This is a genomic window from Nonomuraea sp. NPDC050404 (genome assembly GCF_040655495.1).
Taxonomy (GTDB): Bacteria; Actinomycetota; Actinomycetes; order Streptosporangiales; family Streptosporangiaceae; genus Nonomuraea.
Genome location: NZ_JBFAKB010000011.1, coordinates 67,168 through 85,441, shown reverse-complemented (window position 1 = coordinate 85,441; position 18,274 = coordinate 67,168). Strand labels below are relative to the sequence as shown.

Here is an 18,274-nt window from a genome sequence, read left to right as displayed (position 1 = left end):
TAATGGACATTATGTCAAGTAAGGCGGTTCTGGAGAGGGGCCGACGTTTGCGCCGGACCCCTGCTGCCGGCCGCCCCGGCACGGATCCCGCCCCCGCCGCCTGGGTGGCAGGGTGCGTGCGTGCGGCCGTCTCCGGTCAGGCCGCCCACACGTTGCCGAGTGGTGACATCGGCCCCCGCACGCATCTCAGGCCGCCCACACGTTCATGACGTCGAATGCGATCCAGTCCGTGGCGAAGTTCGGCACAAATTCATGGCGGATGACCGGCAGGGCGCCGTGGCGGGTGAAGGTCGCTTTGCGGGTGGGGTCGGCGGGTCTGGTGGGAAGATTTTTTGGGTGGGTGGTGACGGTCCGTGGGCAAGGTGGGCGTGGCGCTGGGCTGGGGTGTTGCGTATTGGCGGGGTGGGGTGGCGCGGCTGTGGGGGTTTTGACGGGGCGGTTGACTTTTTGTTGATTCGCTGTCCTTGGCGGGATCTCTGGTTTTAGGGTGGAGCTCCTGCTATTCGCGCCGCGAGAGGAGCAGCACGTGGGGAACGAGTCGGTGTTATGTCAGGTGTGTCAGGGGGTTCTGCCCGCTTCGGGTAAGGAGTCGTACACGACGGGCCGGGGGCGGCTGATCGTGACGAACGGTTACTGTGCGGGTGGGTGCGCCGAGCGGCGTGCCGAGATGGTGGATCAGACGCGTGAGATGGCGCGTCCGCAGCCCTCCTCCCCTGCTCCGGTTCCCGGGCCTGCGCCGGTGCAGGCGCCGCCGGTGGGTGCGGGGCGTGCGGCGTTGCGGGTGGTGCGCTGATCTGAGGGGTGCCGCCCCTGCTGGGTGAGGGGGCGGCGGTGGGGTACGGGCGCCCGGATGGGTTGTCTCCGGGCTGCCGGCCGGTGCGGGTTACTGGTGGCCGTCGATGGTGTGCCAGTAGTCGCGGGTCTGTACGGCGAGGCCGTCGTGGTCGAAGCGGGCGAAGACGCAGCCGGCGAGGGTGACGGGGCGGCCGTTGTCGTGGGCGTGGACGCGGAATTCGATGGCTGCCTGGTCGCCGTCCACGAGTGGGGTGGCGAAGGTGACGTGGGGGTCGGTCTCGCCGGTGAAGGACCAGGTGATGTAGTCGGCGATGGCCTGTTTGCCCTGGTGCGGTGGGCGGAAGGGCATGCTGGTGTGGACGGCGTCGTCGCGGTAGAGGGCGATGATGGCCGTGGTGTCGTGGTGGGTCCAGGCGTGTTGCCAGGTGTCGGCGAAGCGCTGGGCGGCCGTGCGCGTGTCCATGGGGTCCATTGTGGGGTGGCCGGTTGTGGTCATGTGGCGGGTTCGTGGGGGGTGCCGCTTCTCCCCCGGTGTGCTGCTCAGTAGGGGCGGGTTGCGGTGACCGCGGTGGTGGGCAGCGGCCCGTACAGGTGGGGGAAGCCGTTTTCGAGGCGGATGTCGAGGCCGGTGGGGTCGATGTCGAGGATGAGCAGCGGTTCGGTCACGTGGCCGTAGAAGGCGGTGTGGACGCCGTGCAGCTGGGTGAGGTCGAGGCTGCAGTGGATGAAGCCTTCCTCCTCGTAGGTGCGGCCGAGGGTGGAGATGCGGTACTCCCCCGCTTTCTGGGCGGCTTCCCAGTCGGTGCGCAGGGCGAGGTGGTGGAGGTGGGTGGTCATGGCGTCCGTTCCGGTGTGGTGGAGGGCGTGGGTGAGGAGGGTACGGGCTTCGTCGGCGGGGCGTTGTTCGACGATGAGTTCGAGCCAGAGGGTGGAGATGGTGGTGTAGAGGAGGCGGGTACGGGGGTCGGTGGCGGGCAGGTGGAGGGTTTCGGCGATGGCGTGGACGCAGCCGTCGGTCCAGCGGCGGGCGATGTGCCGCAGGGCGGGGTGGCGTCCGGCGTGGACGTAGAGCTCCCACAGGCCGAGCTGGCGGGTGCGGTCGGCGGTGGTGATCTGGTCGATGAGGCCGGTGAGGCCGTGGCTGGTGATCCAGGTGCGGGTGGTGGCGAGTTCGGTGTCGACGAGCTGGGCGAAGGCTTCGGCCAGGAGCTGGTCGCGTGAGGTGAAGTAGTAGGTGGTGGCGGCCAGGGGGAGGCCGGCGCGGTGGGCGACGGCCCGGTGGGTGACGGCGGCGAATCCCCCCTCGGTGAGCAGGGCGACGGCGGCGGTCAGGAGGGTGGCGCGGCGGCGCCGGCCGCGTTCCTGACCGCGTTCCCGACCGGGGTCCGGTGGGTTCAATGGGCACCTGCGAGGTTGAGGACGATGACGCCGCCGATGATGAGCAGGATACCGCCGATCTTGAGGGGGGTGAGGGTCTCCCCCATGAAGGCGGCGCCGATGAGGGCGATGGCGGCGGTGCCGGCGCCGGACCAGACGGCGTAGGCGGTGCCCATGTCGAGGTGGAGTTTGAGTACGCGGGCCAGGAGGGTGAAGGAGGTGATGTATCCGGCGGCCACGACGAGGGTCCAGCCGAGGTGGCTGAAGCCGTTGCTGAGTTTGAGCGCGGAGGTGGCGATGACTTCCGAGGCGATGGCGAGGGCGAGCAGGAGCCAGGCCATGGGTGGTTCTCTCCCGGAGGGGTGGAAGTGGTACAGGTGTGCCAATTTTAGCGGGGTGCACTCCCCCGCTCCCGTGCGGGAATGGCGTACCGGCTTGGTGGGAACAGCTTGAAAACGGAGTCGAATGCGTGTTCCACTGGAGGGTGTGGGTTGGGACGCGCTTGCGCTTGTCGAGGATGCCGCCGATGACAGGCCGCTGATCGAGCGGCGCGCGGTGGCGCGCGGCGCTTTCCTGGAGCTGCAGGCCCGCACGGTGATCGAGCGGGTGCCGCAGGCCGCGGGCATCGCCCAGCCGTGGGCCGTCTCCCCCTACCGTGGCTGCGCCCATGCCTGCCGCGGCTGTGGCGCCCGCGCCGGGCATCGCAGGCTGGGGCTGGACGAGGGGCGTGATTTCGACACGCGGATCGTGGTCCGGCCCAATGTGGCCGAGCGGTTGCGGGCGGAGCTGGCGCGCTGGGACGGCCGGGAGCTGGCGGTGGGCCTGGGTGGCGACTGCTATCAGGTGGCCGAGGAGACCTACCGGCTGATGCCGGGGGTGATCGGGGCGCTGGCGGGGGCCGGGGCGCCGTTCACGGTGTACACCAAGGGCGGCCTGGTGTTGCGGGATGCGGAGCTGCTGGCGCGGGCGGGGGCGCGGGTGGCGGTGTCGATCGCGTTCGTCGATGAGCGGATCCGGCGGGTGGTGGAGCCGGGGGCACCGTCGGCGCAGGCGCGGCTGGAGCTGGTGTCGGCGCTGGTGGAGGCGGGGGTGGAGTGCCGGGTGCTGATGGCGCCGGTGCTGCCGTTGCTCAGTGACGCCGCCGATCAGCTGGGGGCCACGGTGCGGCGGATCGCCGCGGCCGGTGCGCGGCGGGTGGAGCCGGTGGTTTTGCGGCTGCCGCAGGGGACGCGGGCGTGGTATCTGGAGTGGCTGGCGCAGGCGCATCCGCAGCTGGTCGAGCGGTATGAGGAGCTGTATGACCGGGCGGGGCTGCCGTCGCCCGGATATGAGGGGCGGATCACGGGGCAGATCGAGCAGTTGTGCCGGATGTACGGGATGGAGTTCGGGGCGCCGGTGGTGGAGCGGCGTGAGCCGCGGGCGGCGCAGCTGGCTCTGGTGTGATCACCGGGCGGTGCCGGGCTGCAACACCGCCTGGTGAGGCGTGGTCAGAAGGTGGTCAGAAGGTGGCGATCGGGTTGACGGGGCTGCCGGAGGTGCCGGCGAAGCGGACCGGCGCGATCGCGAGGTGGAAGTCCCATTGGCCGAGTTCGGCCGCCGTACCCGCGCATGCTTCCAGGTCGCAGTTGTCGAGCATCCATAGGCCCATGGCGACGAGGCTGACGGCGTGCACGGGCATGAGCACGTCTTCGTAGCCTGAGGGCTGGACGTCCTGGGGGGTGTCGGCGCCGATGAGGGCGACCTGGCGTTCGTGCAGCCATGGCAGGCAGGAGGCGTGCCAGCCGGCCTGTGTGAAACCGGTGGCCGGGCCGTTCTCGTGGCGGGCGCGGCCGTGGCCGGTGCGCAGGAGTACCGCGTCGCCGGGTCCTACCCGCACGCCCTGGCGGCGTTCTGCCTCTTCGAGGTCGTCGGGGTGGACGCCCTGTCCCGGTTCGAGCCAGGGCACGTCGCGGACGGCCGCGACGTCGAGCAGGACGCCGCGGGTGATGATCCCGTGGGCCGCCGCGGTGACGGCCGCCCACGACGATCCTGTGGAGGTGTCGACCAGTGTGTGCGGCCGTCCGTTGTACATGGTGCCGTCCCAGTAGATGTGGCACGGCGAGTCGATGTGGGTGAGGGTGTTGCCGTGGAAGGTGAAGCCGAGTCGTTCGGTGGAGAAGCCCCAGCGGCGGTCGGCGTGGAAGGCGGGCACCGGCATGTTCTCGGCGCCGGGCATGTCGGCGGTGCACGGGCAGGTCGTGGTCGCGCGCTCCATGTCCTGCGGTACGGCGACCTCCCAGGCGCATGAGACGCTTCTGCCGTGGCGTACGGCCCGCGCGGCCGCCAGGCGGACGTCGTCGGTGATGTGGTTGAGGGTGCCGAGCTGGTCGTCGTCGCCCCATCGTCCCCAGTTCGACAGCGTGTCGAAGTAGCCGAGCACGTCGTCCTGGGTGGGCGTCGGTCGCTCTGTCGTCATCTGAGCGTCAGCTCCTCTGGTCGCGCGGTCCGGGGCTTCGAGGGGGTGTCCGGGCCCGTTGAGGCGGCATGCTACGGGATCAGCTGGTTTGACGCAGGTGTTGGCGCCGGGCCGCGGGGTTCGTCCCGTCTCGGTCGCGTTCCGGGCGGGTGGAGAGGAACAGGGCGGCCAGGCCGGCGAACAGGAGGGCGGAGATGACGCCGGTGACGTGCAGGCCGGCGGTGAACGCGGCGCGTGCGGCGTGCACGAGGTGCGCGGCCTGGTCGGCCGGGAGGTGGCGGGCGGTTTCGAGCGCGGCGGGCAGGGAGTCGGAGGTGCCGTTCATCCGGCTGCGGTAGATGGCGGCGGCCAGCACGCCGAGCAGGGCGAAGCCGAGTGAGCCGCCGAAGTAGTTGCCGGTCTCCGACATCGAGGCGGCCGAGCCGGCGCGGTGCGGTGGTACGGATCCGACGATCAGGCCGGTGCCGAGGGCGAACAGGGGGCCGGTGCCGAGCGCGAGGACGGTGATGCCGGTGATCACGAGGGGCAGGGTGGCGGGGCCGCCGGCGGTGAGCAGCAGGAGGCTGCCCAGGGCGGAGGCGGTCAGGCCGCCGGCGATCGCGGTGGTCCGGCCGGTGCGGCGGGCCAGGGCCGGTGCGGTCAGGGTGCCGGCCGCGACGCCCAGGCCCATGGGGGCGAACAGGATGGCCGAGGCGAGCGGTGAGTGGCCCAGGACGCTCTGCAGGTACTGGGTGACCAGCAGGCCGGTGCCGGCCATGGCGATGCCGGCGAGCAGCAGGGCGATCAGGACGGCCGTGAACGGGCGGTTGCGCAGCAGCCGCAGGTCCAGCAGGGGTTCGGGCAGGCGTAGCTGGCGGCGTACGAAGAGGGTGGCCAGGGCGGTGCCGGTCAGGAGGGCGGCGGCCGGCAGGAGTGGCGCGCCGGCGACGCTGAGTTGCTTGATGCCGTAGACGGTGAGCAGGACGGCCGTGAGGGAGAGGGTGACGCCGGCGGGGTCGAGCCGGCCGGCCCGGTCGCTGCGGTATTCGGGCAGCAGTGCCGGTCCGGCCAGGAGCAGCAGGGCCATGGGCGGTACGGCGGCCAGGAACACCGAGCTCCAGGAGAAGTGCTGCAGCAGGAATCCGGCCAGGACGGGTCCCAGGGCGCCGCCGGTGAACTGGCAGGTCGCCCAGATCGCGATGGCGTGGCCGCGGCGGCGTTCGTCGGGGAACATGGTGGTGATCAGGGCGAGGGTGGAGGGCATCAGGGTGGCGCCGGCGACGCCGAGCAGCGCGCGGGCGATGATGAGCATCAGCGGGCTGGTGGCGTGGGCGGCGACGACGGACAGGATCGCGAACGCGGCCGCGCCGATCAGCAGCAGCCTGCGGCGGCCGATCCGGTCCCCGAGGGTGCCCATGGTGATGACGAGGCCGGCGACCATGAAGCCGTAGGCGTCGCTGATCCACAACTGCTGGACGGCGGTGGCGCCGAGGTCGGCGCTGAGCCGCGGGAGGGCGAGGAACAGCGCGGTCATGTCCATGGCGACGAGCAGGGTCGGCGCGGCCAGGACGGTCAGTCCGAGCCAGGCGCGGGAGGGGCGCATAGGGGTGACTCCTGTGATGGTGATGTGCGGGTGTTTCGCGGGTGGTCGGAGCGGCCGGGGCCGTCTTGACATCGGGCGGGAAAGTTGTGCGAAAGTTCTGGCCGGGGGATGTCAAGACGGCGGCGGCCGCTCCGACCAGCAGGTGGAAGGGCCCGGCCGGGTCCTCCGTCGATTCACGAGGAGTAGGCGATGAAGTTCCTGATCAGCATGCACATCAACCCGGCGGTGCTCGAGGCGCTGACCGATGAGGAGAAGGCGGCGATCGGCGAGGGGCACGGCCGGTTCATCGAGGCGCTGCGGGAGTCCGGTGAGCTGATCAACACCCAGGCGCTGGTCGACCCGTCGCAGGCGGCGGTGGTGTCGGTGCGTAACGGGCAGCCGGTGGTGAGCGACGGCCCGTTCCTGGAGTCGAAGGAGTACCTGGGCGGCTTCTACCTGGTCGACTGTGAGGACAAGGCGCGGGCGGTGGAGCTGGCGGCGCAGATCCCGGACGCGGCGATCGAGGGGCTGGCGGTGGAGGTGCGTCAGGTGATGTTCTCGCACGGCGCCGATGACGGGCCGCTGCCGGCGTGACGGCTACATGACCGACGACGTAACCGGCGACGTGACTGACGGCGGTGACTGACGGCGTGACGAGGGCGACGTGACGAAGGCAGTGTACGAAGGCGTGACGGCGACGTGACGGCGACGGCGATCGAGGACCTGCTGCGTGAGCTCACGCCGCAGGTCCTCGGCGTGCTGGTGCGGCGGCACGGCCAGTTCGAGGGCTGTGAGGACGCCGTGCAGGAGGCGGTGCTGGCCGCCGCGGTGCAGTGGCCGGCCGAGGGGGTGCCGGGCAATCCGCGTGGCTGGCTGGTGACGGTGGCCTCGCGCCGGTTCATCGACCAGGTGCGCAGCGATCACGCGCGGCGGGAGCGGGAGTCGGCGACGGCGGGGCAGGTGGCGCCGGAGGAGGTTCCGGACGCCGATGACACGCTGGTGCTGCTGTTTCTGTGTTGTCATCCGACGCTGAGCGCGGCTTCGGCGACGGCGTTGACGCTGCGGGCGGTGGGCGGTCTGACGACCGCTGAGATCGCTCGCGCGTTCCTGGTGCCGGAGGCGACGATGGCGGCCAGGATCAGCCGGGCCAAGCAGCGGATCAGGGCGGCGGGCAGTTCGTTCACGCTGCCCGCCGGGGCCGAGCGCGAGGAGCGGCTGCGGGTGGTGCTGCACGTGCTGTATCTGATCTTCAACGAGGGGTACACGGCGTCGTCGGGCAGTGAGCTGCACCGTGCCGATCTGGCGCGGGAGGCGATCCGGCTGACCAGGATGGTGCACGCGCAGCTGCCCGATGATGGAGAGGTGACGGGGCTGCTGGCGCTGATGTTGCTGACCGATGCCCGCCGGGCGGCCCGTACGACGGCGGCGGGTGATCTGGTGCCGCTGGATGAGCAGGACCGGAGCAGGTGGGACCGGGATCTGATCGAGGAGGGCACGGGGCTGGTGAAGGCGTCGCTGGCGGGTACGCAGCTGGGGCCGTACCAGTTGCAGGCCGCCATCGCGGCGACGCACGCGGACGCGGCGACCGCCGGGGAGACGCATTGGCGGCAGGTGCACGCGCTGTATCTGATCCTGGAGCGGATCGCGCCCAATCCGATGGTGACGCTCAACCGGGCGATCGCGCTGGCCGAGATCGAGGGGCCGGCGGCGGGGCTGGCGCTGCTGGCGGGGCTGGACGGCGACGATCGGGTGGCGGGGCATCACCGGTTGTTGTCGGTGCGGGCGCATCTGCTGGAGAAGAGCGGGGACCGGGCGGGGGCGTACGAGCATTACCGGCGTGCGGCGAAGGCGACGGCCAGCATCGCCGAGCAGCGTTACCTGGAGTCGAGGGCGAGCCGGGTACGGGCGTAGGTCCCCGCCGGGGTTTCGAGCGCGGCGGTGGGGTGGGGGGTCAGAGGCGGCGTTGCAGGAGCATGCCGGGCCACTCCCCCACGGTGAAGGGGGCCAGGCGGGTGAAGCCGCAGCTTTCGTAGTAGGCGACCAGGCGGCCGTCGTCGCCGGCGTAGCAGTCGACGCGCAGCAGGCCGGCGCCGCGGGCGCGGGCTTCGCCGGCGGCCCAGTCGAGCAGGGTGCGCCCGACGCCGTGGCCGGCGTGGCGGCGGTCGATCACCAGGGCCTGGACGTACAGTTCCGGTTCGGTGGCGGGGGTGACGTAGGCGTGGGCGGGGCCGACGGAGATGCAGCTGGCGGGCCGGCCGTCGTGTTCGGCGATGCGCATGCCGCCGCCCGCCAGCCAGGAGGCGACCTGCTCGGTGCGTTTGGCGTCGCCGGTGAAGGGGCGGGTGCCCCATTGGCCGGTGCGTCCCTGGGCGGTGAGCCAGGCGACGGCGGAGTCGAACATGGCCAGGACGACGGGGACGTCGCCGTCGCGGCCGGCGCGGATACGGGTGCCGTTCCCGTTCCCGCTGCCATTCCCGTTGCCCGGGCCGGGCGTGCCGTTGCCGGAGCCCTGTGTGCCGGGCTGGGCAGGGATGCCGGGCGCGTCGGGTGTGCTGTCTGGGGTGGTGTGCGTCATGGCGTGCTGTCGCCCTTCAGGGCGCTGCCTTTCTTCCACTGCGAGAACGACATCTGCCAGTAGCCCCAGCCGTTGTTCCATTCCAGCGCGCGGTCGGTGCCCACGATGTCGACGACGTCGCCGCGCTGGACGCGTTCGTAGAACCATTTGGCCTGGTCGGGGCGGGCGTTGATGCAGCCGTGGCTGACGTTGCGGACGCCCTGGGCCCAGACGTTGTTCTTGGCGTGCACGTATTCGCCGGAGTTGGAGATGCGCACGGCGTGGTCGATCATGATGTCGTAGTAGCCGGGGTCGCCCTTCTTGCGGCCGGGCGAGATCATGCGGACGGGGCTGCCACGTTCCATGGTGAGGTGCACGCCGGAGGTGGTGGTGTACTCGCGGGTGGTGGCCATGCCGGCGCTGATGCGCATGGTCTGCACGCGCTTGCCGTCCTTGTAGACGTACATCATCTTCTTGCGGGTGTCGATCTTGCTGATCTGCTTGGCGCCGATTTCGAGGTCGGCGGTGTAGTCCTTGACCCCGTACAGGCCCTTGCCGGCCTTGATGCCGGTGATGTCGGCGTTGAAGGTGACCTTCTGGTGGGCGGGCCAGTATTTGGCGGTGCGGTAGATGACGACGGTGTCGTTGATCCAGCGCCAGGCGCCCTTGACGGGCTTTTCCGCTTCGACCTTCAGGGCGCGTTCGATGGTCGCCTTGCTGGTGACGGGCTGGTTGAAGGTGACGATGATGGGCGCGCCGACGCCGATCTTCTCGCCCTTGGCGTTGGGGGTGACGTCGGCCACCCGCAGTTCGCGTTCGGGTTTGGCGGTGGTGAAGGTGCTGGTGGCGGTGGTGACGCCGGCGGTGGCCGAGACGTTGTAGCTGGTGGAGGGCTTCAGTGCGGTCCTGGAGATCCAGCGGGTCTTGTCGGTGTTGAACTTGCCCTGGAGTTGTTCGCCGTCGGCTTCGACGGTGACGGTTTCGAGGGGGGCGCCGGCGGCGCTGACGACGACCTTCTTCTCCGGGCTGACCTTGGCGGCGCCCTCTTCAGGGGTGATCTTGACGGTGGGAGCCTGGGGGGTGGCGGTGGTGGTGGCCTGCGGGTCTTCCGGCGGCGCGGCGGCGGGGCCGCCGGAGCAGGATGCCGTCAGGGTCGCCGCGGTGAGCAGCGAGAGCGCGGCGGCGGGCTTCCTCCAAGCAGGCGCAACGTTCAACTCTGTCCTCTCCCCAGGGCACCTCAAGGCACCACAAAAACTTTAATGCTCCCGCATGTAAGACGCGGAATCGTTTGGGAGAGTTCGATCTCATTTCCATTACTTCTTGAATACGTGCCTGTCAGCGGCGGGTCAGCCGGTGGGTCAGGCCGGTGTGGCGGCGGCCGGCGCCCTTGGTGCGGACGGCCTGGGCCAGTGCGCGGCGTGAGCCGACGATCACGACGAGTTTCTTGGCGCGGGTGATGGCGGTGTAGAGCAGGTTGCGTTGCAGCATCATCCAGGCGCTGGTGGCCAGGGGGATGACGACGGCGGGGTACTCGCTGCCCTGGGAGCGGTGGATGGAGACGGCGTAGGCGTGGGCGAGTTCGTCGAGTTCGTCGAAGGCGTAGTCGACCGACTCGTCCTCATCGGTCAGGACGGTGAGTTTGTGCTCGTCGGGCCGGATGTCGGTGACGATGCCGACGGTGCCGTTGAACACCCCGGCGGCGCCTTTGTCGTAGTTGTTGCGCAGCTGGGTGACTTTGTCGCCGATGCGGTAGACGCGGCCGCCGTACCGTCGTTCGGGCTGGCCTTCGCGGGCGGGGGTGAGGGCTTCCTGCAGGGCGGAGTTGAGGGCGCCGGCGCCGGCGGCGCCGCGGTGCATGGGGGCCAGGACCTGTACGTCGCGGCGGGGGTCGAGGCGGAAGCGGCGCGGGATGCGGCGGGCGACGACGTCGACGGTGAGCGCGGCGATCTCCTCGGGTTCCTCGCAGGGGAACAGGAAGAAGTCGTTCATGCCTTCCAGGACGGGGTGGCGGCCGGTGTTGACGCGGTGGGCGTTGACGACGACGCCGGACTCCTGGGCCTGGCGGAAGATCTGGGTCAGGCGCACGCGCGGGATGTCGTCGGCGGCCAGCAGGTCTTTGAGCACCTCGCCGGCGCCGACGGAGGGCAGCTGGTCGACGTCGCCGACGAAGAGCAGGTGGGCGCCGGGGGCGACGGCCTTGACGAGTTTGTTGGCCAGCAGCAGGTCGAGCATGGAGGCTTCGTCGACGACGACGAGGTCGGCGTCCAGGGGGTTGTCGCGGTCGAAGGTGGCCTCGCCGCCGGGCCGCAGCTGCAGCAGGCGGTGCACGGTGGTGGCCTCGTGGCCGGTCAGTTCGGCCAGGCGTTTGGCGGCGCGGCCGGTGGGGGCGGCCAGGATAACCTTGGCGCGTTTGGCGCGGGCCAGCAGCACGATGGAGCGTACGGTGAAGCTTTTGCCGCAGCCGGGGCCGCCGGTCAGGACGGCGACCTTCTCGGTCAGCGCCAGGCGGACGGCCTGGCGCTGCTCGGCGGCCAGTTCGGCGCCGGTCTGGCCGTGCAGCCAGGTCTCGGCGCGTTCCCAGTCGACGTCGGTGAAGGTTTTGAGGCGGTCGTGGCCGCCGTGCAGGAGGGTGAGCAGGCCGGAGGCGAGCGCGGTCTCGGCGCGGTGGAAGGGCGGCAGGTAGACGGCGGGCAGGAGGGCCTCGCCTGCGGGTACGTTCTCGCGGATGACGCCTTCGTCGGCGACGAGGTCTTCCAGGCAGGTGGCGACCAGGTCGGCGGGCACGTCGAGGATCTTGACGGCGTCGCCGACGAGGTTGGGGGCGGGCAGGTAGCAGTGGCCGTCGTCGGCGGCCTGGGACAGGGTGTAGCGCAGGCCGGCCTTGACGCGTTCCGGGCTGTCGTGGGGGATGCCGACGGCCTGGGCGATGGTGTCGGCGGTCTTGAAGCCGATTCCCCACACGTCGTCGGCGAGTTTGTACGGCTGGGTGCGGACGACGGAGATGGAGGTGTCGCCGTACTGCTTGAAGATGCGCACGGCGATGGAGGTGGAGACGCCGACGCCCTGCAGGAAGATCATCACCTCTTTGATGATCTTCTGTTCCTCCCAGGCGGCGGCGATCATCTTGGTGCGTTTGGGGCCGAGGCCGGGCACTTCGGTCAGGCGGGCGGGCTCCTGCTCGATCACCTCGAGGGTGTCGGTGCCGAAGTGGTCGACGATGCGTTCGGCCATCTTGGGGCCGATGCCCTTGATGAGGCCGGAGCCGAGGTAGCGGCGGATGCCCTGGACGGTGGCCGGCAGCACGGTGGTGTAGGACCACACCTCGAACTGGCGGCCGTAGCGCGGGTGGGAGGTCCAGCGGCCGCGCAGCCGCAGCGACTCGCCGACCTGGGCGCCGAGCAGCGGGCCGACGACGGTCAGCAGGTCGGCGCCGGTGCGTTCGGTGGCGACGCGGGCGATGGTGTAGCCGGTCTCCTCCGAAGCGAACGTGACGCGTTCCAGGACGCACGACAGTTCGGTGCCGCCGGTCTGGGCCGCGTCCTGGGTCACCGTCCCGCCCCTCCCCCTCGCCGCCGCTGTGGGGTCAGAGTAGCGGGGAAGCGATAAATGATCGGAATCGTACGGGCGGGTGCGCTGCCGGGGACTCTGTTGCCGCAATCTTGACCAAACCCGATATATCGCGCCTTCGCGGGGTAGCGGAAGGTCTTTCTCGCGAACTCGATGGAGGAAAGGCGATATGGGCTGGAGCTACAGAAAGTCGATCAAGTTCGGCCCGTTCCGGCTGAACCTGTCCCGCCGCGGTGTGGGGCACAGCTGGGGCAACCGGCTGTTCCGGGTGACCCGCGGGGCCGACGGGCGCCGTACGGTGTCGGTCAACCTGCCCGGCGGCTTCCACTGGCGCAAGACCCGCAGCGACGCCGGCCGCCGCAGATAGCGACGCAGAGCAGGGGACGGGCCGCAGGCATCCCGCCTGCGGCCCGTCCCCTGCGGCCGTGTCCCCGCAGCTCGTTTCCTGCGGCCCGTCCCCGGCGGCCCGTCCCCGGCGGCCCGGTTCCTGCGGCCCGGTTCCTGCGGCCCGGTTCCTGCGGCTCGGTTCCTGTGGCTCGGTTCCGGCTCCGGTGGTGGCGACACGGGCGAAAGGCTCGCGTGCCGTCCCGCCGTCGCGCACACTGCCAGAGGGAGGACCGGCGGGAGGCGCACGATGCCCACACGCGTGAGGCTGCTGCTGGCGGTCGTGCTGCTGGCGGCCCCCCGCTGCGCCGCGCCTCCTGTCCCGCCGGGCCCGGCCGTACGGGCGGCCCCCACCAGCGGCTGCGCGGCCGCCGAGCAGTTGCGGGCGGGTACACACCGGCTCGGCTTCGGCGGGATCGAGCGCCGTTTCCTGCTGTCGCTGCCCCGCGGCGACGGCCCCCACCCGGTCATCCTGGACCTGCACGGCCTGAACTCCTCCGCCGCCCGCCAGGCCGCCTACGGCCGGCTGCCCGAGGCCGGCGCCCGCCGAGGGTACATCGTGGCGACCCCGCAGGCCGCGAAAGGCCGGATGGGCTGGACGCTGCCGGGCACCACCGGGCCCGACGACGCCGGTTTCCTGGCCGCGCTGCTGGACCACCTGGAACGCGGCCTGTGCGTCGAGACGCGGCGGGAGTTCGCCGCCGGCATGTCCTACGGGGCCGCGATGGCGACCTCCCTGATCTGCGCCCTGGACGGCCGGCTGGCCGCGGTGGCGGCGGTGGCCGGGCTCAACATCGCCCGCCCTTGCCCGCAGGACTCCCCCACGACCCCCAGCACCCCCAGCACCACGACTCCTCGCACCACGACCACCGCCACGGTCGCAACCACCGCGCCGGGCAGCACTGCAACCGCCGCTGCCACCACGACCACCGCTGCCACCAGCATCGTGGCCTTTCACGGCACCGACGACCGCGTCGTTCCGTACCGGGGTGGCCACCCCCTGCGTGACGCCACCGGCGACCTGCGCACGCTCGCCGACCTGATCGTGCTCGACCCCGTGGAGCGGGCCGCGGCCGGCTGGGCCGACCGGCTCGGCTGCACCGGCCGCACCATCGCCGCCCTGCCCGGCCAGGTACGCCTGCGCGACTGGAAGACCTGCCCCGGCGGCACCACGCTGCGCCTGTACACGATCGACGGCGGCGGCCACACCTGGCCGGGCGCCGCCGAGATGCCCTGGCTCGGGCGCACCACCCGCGACCTGGACGCCACCGCGCTCATCCTCGACACCTTCGACCACGCCCCCTCCCGATGACCGGAGACGATCAGATGACCGGAGACGATCAGGGATGATGACCTGAGACCGCCCGCCGGAAGTCCCCCGCGGGCGGTGTCCCGGCGGGAAGCGGGCCCGTACCAGGGATCGGGCCGGTGCCGGTCCAGCGGCTACCCTTGTCGGTCATGACGCAGGTGGGACACAGAACGGCGCGCGCGCTGCTGCGCCGGCTGGCCGTCGAACAGGCCAGGTGCAGGGTGCCGTCGCTGACGGCCGCGATCGTCCGCGACGGAAGGCTGGCATGGTTCGGCGGGCGGGGCCGCGTGGGCGACGGGGAGCCGACCGCCGCCACCCAGTACCGCATCGGGTCGATCACCAAGAGCATGGTCGCCGTGCTGGTGATGCGGCTGCGTGATGAGGGTGTGCTGGCGCTGACCGATCCGCTGGAGCGGCACCTGCCGGGCACGCCGCTGGGTCACCTGACGATCGCCCAGTTGTTGTCGCACACCGCCGGGCTGACGGCCGAGCCGCCCACCGCCTGGTGGGAGCGTACCGCCGGAATTCCCGCCGGGGACCTGCTGGCCCGGCTCGGCGAAGAGGAGCTCAAGCACCGGCCGGGGCGGCGCTTCCACTACTCCAACGTGGGTTTCGCCGTGCTCGGTGAGATGGTGGCCCGGCTGCGCGGCACCACGTGGCTGGACGCGCTGCGCGCCGAGGTGCTCGGTCCGCTCGGCATGCGCGGCACCACCGCGCGGCCGCGTGCCCCGCACGCCATCGGGTACGCCGTGCACCCCTACGCCGACGTGGTGCTGGCCGAGCCCGAGCACGACGCCGACGGCATGGGCCCGGCCGGGCAGTTGTGGTCCACGCCGCATGACCTGTCCCGCTGGGCGGCGTTCCTGGCCGGCGACACCGGCGGCGTGCTCTGCCCCGACACGCTGGCCGAGATGCGCGAGCCCGCGGGGGTGGACGACGGCGACACCTGGAGCAGCGGGTTCGGGCTGGGGTTGCAGTTGTCCAGGAGCGGCGGGCGGCGCCTGGCCGGGCACACCGGGTCGATGCCCGGCTTCCTGGCCACCGTGTGGGCGGACGCCGCCGACGGGGTGGGGGTGCTGTTCATGGCCAACACCACCACCGGGACGAGCCCCGCGCTGCTGACCGACCTGCTGGACATCCTGGAGGAGTACGAGCCGGGCCTGCCGGATGAGTGGCGGCCGATGGCGGCGGACCCGGATCTGCTGGCGCTGACCGGGTTGTGGCATTGGGGGCCCAAGCCGTACGCGCTGCGGTTGCTGCCCGAGCGGGGCCTGTCGCTGGAGCCGATCGGCGCGGGCGGGCGGGCCTCGCGGTTCGTGCCGCGGCAGGACGGGACGTGGCTGGGGCTGGACGGGTACTACGCCGGGGAGACGTTGCGGGTGGCGGCCGATCATCTCGACCTCAACACCTTCATCTTCACCCGTGAGCCCTACGATCCGGCGGCGCCGGTGCCGGGCGGGGTCGGCGACTGGCACGCCTGAGGGACGCACATCTGAGGGACCCCGCGCCTGAGGGACCCCGCGCCTGAGGGACCCCGCGCCTGAGGGACGCACGGCGATGACCTGGCGGGCAGCGGCTGCCGGCCAGGTCATCGGCTGGGGGTTTCAGAACCAGGAGCCGTACGGGTCGAAGGGGATGCCGCCCGGCTTGGCGCGGTTGAGCTGGTACTGCATGGATTCGGTGCCGATCTCGAGGTGGGCGCTGCCGAAGTCGGTGTGGTAGACGAAGGTGTTGCGGAAGCTCACGTCACCGCCGGAGACGCCGGGGTAGCCGTTCCAGCCGATCAGGCGCGGGTAGAACCAGCCGCCGGTGTGGTTCTCGATGGCGTCGTCGCTGGGGTTGGCGAAGCGGAAGGCGTGCGTGCTGCCGCCGTCCTTGTGGTAGACGATCTTCGGGTGGGTGCCGCTGGGGTCGAAGCGCACGTTCGAGGCGGGCTGGGTGTTCCAGTTGCCGTGGGCCGAGGCCGAGACGTACCGGGCCTGGTTGTTGCTGACCCACACGATGACGTGCTCCCAGTCGTGTACGTGCCCGGTCGGCCAGTAGGTGGACTGGTCTTTTTCGAAGTAGCTGGCGTACATGATCGCGCACCAGCCGTTGTTGCACTTGGAGCGGGCGTACTGGTTGGACTCCTGCAGCCGGTCGGCGTTGCGGCAGGGGCCGGTCAGGCTCGCGCTGCTCAGGGGGGTGCCGGGGTTGGTGCGGTAGGGCGAGGTGACGGCGGCGGTGGAGTAGCAGCCGTCGGTGTCGTAGTCCAGGGCCGGGGAGAAGGTCTGCTCCAGGCCGCTGGCGTTCTGCGGCAGCTTGGTCAGCAGGTCGGCGCGGGCGGGGCCGGACGTGGCCAGGACGGTGACGAAGGCGCCGAGCAGGGTCACGAGTGTGGCGGCCCATGGCCTCTTCCGGCGGCCGGTGGAGGGTAAGCGGCCGATGGCGGGGGTGCCGGTCATGTCGGGTCCTTTCGCGCTGTGGTGGCGGATGCGTCCACGTTCGCGGGAAGGCACGCCCGGGCGCGTCCGTCGATGACCGGCCGCACACCCTGGTGGGCACCCTGGGGTGGCACCGTCTCGTACCGGTGCCACCGCGCAGGGAGGGCCGGTCAGCCGCCGGGCAGGGGTGAGCCGAGCAGCCAGTTGCCGGGCGCGTCGGGGTCGGCGCTGAGGTAGAACTCCTCGATGGCCGTGCGGAACTCCTCGTGGGTGATGGTGCCGCTGCCGTTGCGGTCCAGGCGCTGGAAGGCGGGCCGGGAGGTGGCCGGGTCGATGCCGAGCGCCTCGTACATGCGGACGTACTCATCCGCGGTGAGCATGCCGCTCTTGTCGGTGTCCAGGGCGTTCATGAGGGCGTCGATGATGGGCATCACGATGCGTTCGACGGTTTTGGCGTCGGGGGCGATGTGGGTGCGCATGGCGGTGATGAACGGCCGCAGTCCGACGCGCTGGCGGGCGTCGGGGGCGCCGGCCTCGTTCAGGACTTCCCACCAGAGCATGAACGCCTCGCGCAGCGCGTTCCTGTTGCGGGTGTCGCCCTCGGGCGCGACGGCGGCGAATGTCTCGCCCAGGCGCTCGAAGTCCTCGCGGGTGAGCCGGCCGTCGCCGGTGTGGTCGAACCAGTTGAACAGGTTGGTGAACTTCTGTTCGATGCTGTCGCGGGCCATGGCGGCCTCCTTGCAGGCCTTTTGGTGTACGGCCTCGTGGGGGATAAAGGGGCGCGCGGTGGTGCGTGAGCTGGCCATATGTGGCGCTCGCACCCTTGATGAAACTCTCCGGGCATACCGCAGTCAACGGTCCGTTTCCGGCCAGGACGGGGGCGTTGACTCGGGGCGTACCCGGGGGTAGTGGCTGCTTATCCGGTCAGTGCGGCGGCGACGTCGGCGGCCGGGCCCGGGGGGAGGGTGGCGTGCAGCAGTTCCACCCGGTGCACCAGCCGGGGCGCGGTCACCGGCACCGGTACGACAGATATCGGCATGACGGGGGGCGTGAGGGCGCGGGCGGGCAGGACGATGAGGCCGTGGCCGGCCGCGACCAGGTTGAGCACGGTGTGTACGTCGTCCCCGTCGTAGGCGAGCCCCGCCGGGAATCCCTCCCCGGCCAGGTCGCGCAGCCGCGCCAGCGGGCACAGCGGCGTGTCCAGCCAGCGCGCGTCCACCAGGTCCGCCAGCCGCACGCCCGTGCGGCCGGTCAGCGGGTGATCGGCGGGCAGCGCCACCACCAGGTCCTGCTCGGCGACGCCGGTGGCCGTCATCGGGCCGGTGTCGGGCGGCAGCCGCAGCGGGTCGCTCGGCGCGACGATGCCGTCGGTCAGCCCCAGGTCGGCGTGCCCCTCGGCGACCAGGGCCGCCGCCTGCCCGGGCCGGCACGTACGCAGGCGCACCTCCAGCCGAGGTTCTGCGGCCCGCGCCCGCGCCAGCCGCCCGGCCACCTCCGCGGACAGGGCCAGCGGCGTGGCGGCCAGCCGCAGCAGGTGGCGGGCTGGGGCGGCGGCGCGCAGCACGTCGGCGCGGGCGGCCCGCAGGCGCAGCAGCAGCGGCCCGGCGTGCTCCAGCAGCCGCCGGCCGGCCGGGGTGGGCTCGACGGGGCGGCGGCGCAGCAGCGGCAGGCCCAGGTCGCTCTCCAGGGCGGCGATCTGCTGGGAGATCGCCGACTGGGTGTAGCCGAGTTCGGCGGCCGCGGCGGAGAAGGAGCCGTGCCGGGCGACGGTCACGAAGGTGGTCAGCAGGTGCGGGTCCATCAGCGATGCTTATCGTGGGTGCAGGATCCATCGTTGGCGCTTAACCGG

At 71.5% G+C, this 18,274-nt stretch carries 17 protein-coding genes; 6 read left to right on the top strand and 11 right to left on the bottom strand.

The genetic code is table 11. The features are described 5' to 3' along the window. Positions 1–883: 883 nt before the first annotated feature. The 3 genes from AB0I81_RS29445 to AB0I81_RS29435 all read right to left on the bottom strand — a co-directional run bounded on the left by AB0I81_RS29445 (position 884) and on the right by AB0I81_RS29435 (position 2,513). On the bottom strand, positions 884–1,258 hold the full coding sequence (locus AB0I81_RS29445) for a nuclear transport factor 2 family protein (RefSeq protein WP_360662990.1): 375 nt from the start codon (positions 1,256–1,258) through the stop codon (positions 884–886). A gap of 77 nt (positions 1,259–1,335) precedes the next feature. Next, positions 1,336–2,193, bottom strand: coding sequence for a DUF952 domain-containing protein (locus AB0I81_RS29440; protein WP_360662988.1), 858 nt, complete (start codon positions 2,191–2,193; stop codon positions 1,336–1,338). Continuing rightward, positions 2,190–2,513 carry a multidrug efflux SMR transporter gene (locus tag AB0I81_RS29435; protein ID WP_360662986.1) on the bottom strand — a complete coding sequence of 108 codons (324 nt, stop codon included), beginning with the start codon at positions 2,511–2,513 and terminating at the stop codon, positions 2,190–2,192. The genes AB0I81_RS29440 and AB0I81_RS29435 overlap by 4 nt, the downstream gene beginning before the upstream one ends. Positions 2,514–2,637: 124 nt before the next feature. On the opposite strand from AB0I81_RS29435, the gene AB0I81_RS29430 reads away from it, so the two are divergent. Then, positions 2,638–3,615, top strand: coding sequence for a radical SAM protein (locus tag AB0I81_RS29430; protein ID WP_360662984.1), 978 nt, complete (start codon positions 2,638–2,640; stop codon positions 3,613–3,615). 55 nt (positions 3,616–3,670) lie between these two features. On the opposite strand, the gene AB0I81_RS29425 is transcribed toward AB0I81_RS29430, so the two are convergent. Together AB0I81_RS29425 and AB0I81_RS29420 are read right to left on the bottom strand one after the other, a co-directional pair. After that, positions 3,671–4,627: a cyclase family protein gene (locus AB0I81_RS29425; RefSeq protein WP_360662982.1), complete on the bottom strand. Its 957-nt coding sequence runs from the start codon at positions 4,625–4,627 to the stop codon at positions 3,671–3,673. A gap of 79 nt (positions 4,628–4,706) precedes the next feature. Beyond that, a complete protein-coding gene (locus tag AB0I81_RS29420; protein WP_360662980.1) occupies positions 4,707–6,209 on the bottom strand; it encodes an MFS transporter in 1,503 nt (500 codons plus the stop codon). A 189-nt stretch (positions 6,210–6,398) separates the two neighbouring features. On the opposite strand from AB0I81_RS29420, the gene AB0I81_RS29415 reads away from it, so the two are divergent. Next, positions 6,399–6,782, top strand: a complete 384-nt coding sequence (locus AB0I81_RS29415; protein ID WP_360662978.1) for a YciI family protein — start codon at positions 6,399–6,401, stop codon at positions 6,780–6,782. Between the two features lie 105 nt (positions 6,783–6,887). Further along, a complete protein-coding gene (locus AB0I81_RS29410) occupies positions 6,888–8,099 on the top strand; it encodes a DUF6596 domain-containing protein (protein WP_360662976.1) in 1,212 nt (403 codons plus the stop codon). Between the two features lie 40 nt (positions 8,100–8,139). Here AB0I81_RS29410 and AB0I81_RS29405 read toward each other — a convergent pair whose 3' ends face one another. The 3 genes from AB0I81_RS29405 to AB0I81_RS29395 all read right to left on the bottom strand — a co-directional run bounded on the left by AB0I81_RS29405 (position 8,140) and on the right by AB0I81_RS29395 (position 12,291). Continuing rightward, entirely contained in the window at positions 8,140–8,763 is a 624-nt protein-coding gene (locus AB0I81_RS29405; protein WP_360662974.1) for a GNAT family N-acetyltransferase, read from the bottom strand. After that, the gene (locus AB0I81_RS29400) at positions 8,760–9,956 is read right to left on the bottom strand and encodes an Ig-like domain-containing protein (RefSeq protein ID WP_360662972.1); all 1,197 of its coding nucleotides are present in this window, start codon (positions 9,954–9,956) and stop codon (positions 8,760–8,762) included. Before AB0I81_RS29400 ends, AB0I81_RS29405 begins: the two co-directional genes overlap by 4 nt. Before the next feature lie 121 nt (positions 9,957–10,077). Continuing rightward, a complete protein-coding gene (locus tag AB0I81_RS29395; RefSeq protein ID WP_360662970.1) occupies positions 10,078–12,291 on the bottom strand; it encodes an ATP-dependent RecD-like DNA helicase in 2,214 nt (737 codons plus the stop codon). Positions 12,292–12,478: 187 nt separating this feature from the next. Between AB0I81_RS29395 and AB0I81_RS29390 the strand changes: the two genes are divergently transcribed. The 3 genes from AB0I81_RS29390 (at position 12,479) to AB0I81_RS29380 (ending at position 15,483) form a co-directional block, all read left to right on the top strand. Next, positions 12,479–12,676 carry a DUF4236 domain-containing protein gene (locus tag AB0I81_RS29390; RefSeq protein ID WP_360662968.1) on the top strand — a complete coding sequence of 66 codons (198 nt, stop codon included), beginning with the start codon at positions 12,479–12,481 and terminating at the stop codon, positions 12,674–12,676. 267 nt (positions 12,677–12,943) lie between these two features. Then, a complete protein-coding gene (locus tag AB0I81_RS29385) occupies positions 12,944–14,005 on the top strand; it encodes a hypothetical protein (RefSeq protein WP_360662966.1) in 1,062 nt (353 codons plus the stop codon). A gap of 146 nt (positions 14,006–14,151) precedes the next feature. Further along, entirely contained in the window at positions 14,152–15,483 is a 1,332-nt protein-coding gene (locus tag AB0I81_RS29380) for a serine hydrolase domain-containing protein (RefSeq protein ID WP_360662965.1), read from the top strand. 123 nt (positions 15,484–15,606) lie between these two features. Here AB0I81_RS29380 and AB0I81_RS29375 read toward each other — a convergent pair whose 3' ends face one another. The 3 genes from AB0I81_RS29375 to AB0I81_RS29365 all read right to left on the bottom strand — a co-directional run bounded on the left by AB0I81_RS29375 (position 15,607) and on the right by AB0I81_RS29365 (position 18,226). Beyond that, positions 15,607–16,446: an NPP1 family protein gene (locus tag AB0I81_RS29375; RefSeq protein ID WP_360662963.1), complete on the bottom strand. Its 840-nt coding sequence runs from the start codon at positions 16,444–16,446 to the stop codon at positions 15,607–15,609. A 149-nt stretch (positions 16,447–16,595) separates the two neighbouring features. After that, positions 16,596–17,153, bottom strand: coding sequence for an EF-hand domain-containing protein (locus AB0I81_RS29370; RefSeq protein WP_360662961.1), 558 nt, complete (start codon positions 17,151–17,153; stop codon positions 16,596–16,598). Between the two features lie 188 nt (positions 17,154–17,341). Next, positions 17,342–18,226 carry a LysR family transcriptional regulator gene (locus AB0I81_RS29365; RefSeq protein ID WP_360662959.1) on the bottom strand — a complete coding sequence of 295 codons (885 nt, stop codon included), beginning with the start codon at positions 18,224–18,226 and terminating at the stop codon, positions 17,342–17,344. Positions 18,227–18,274 lie beyond the last annotated feature (48 nt).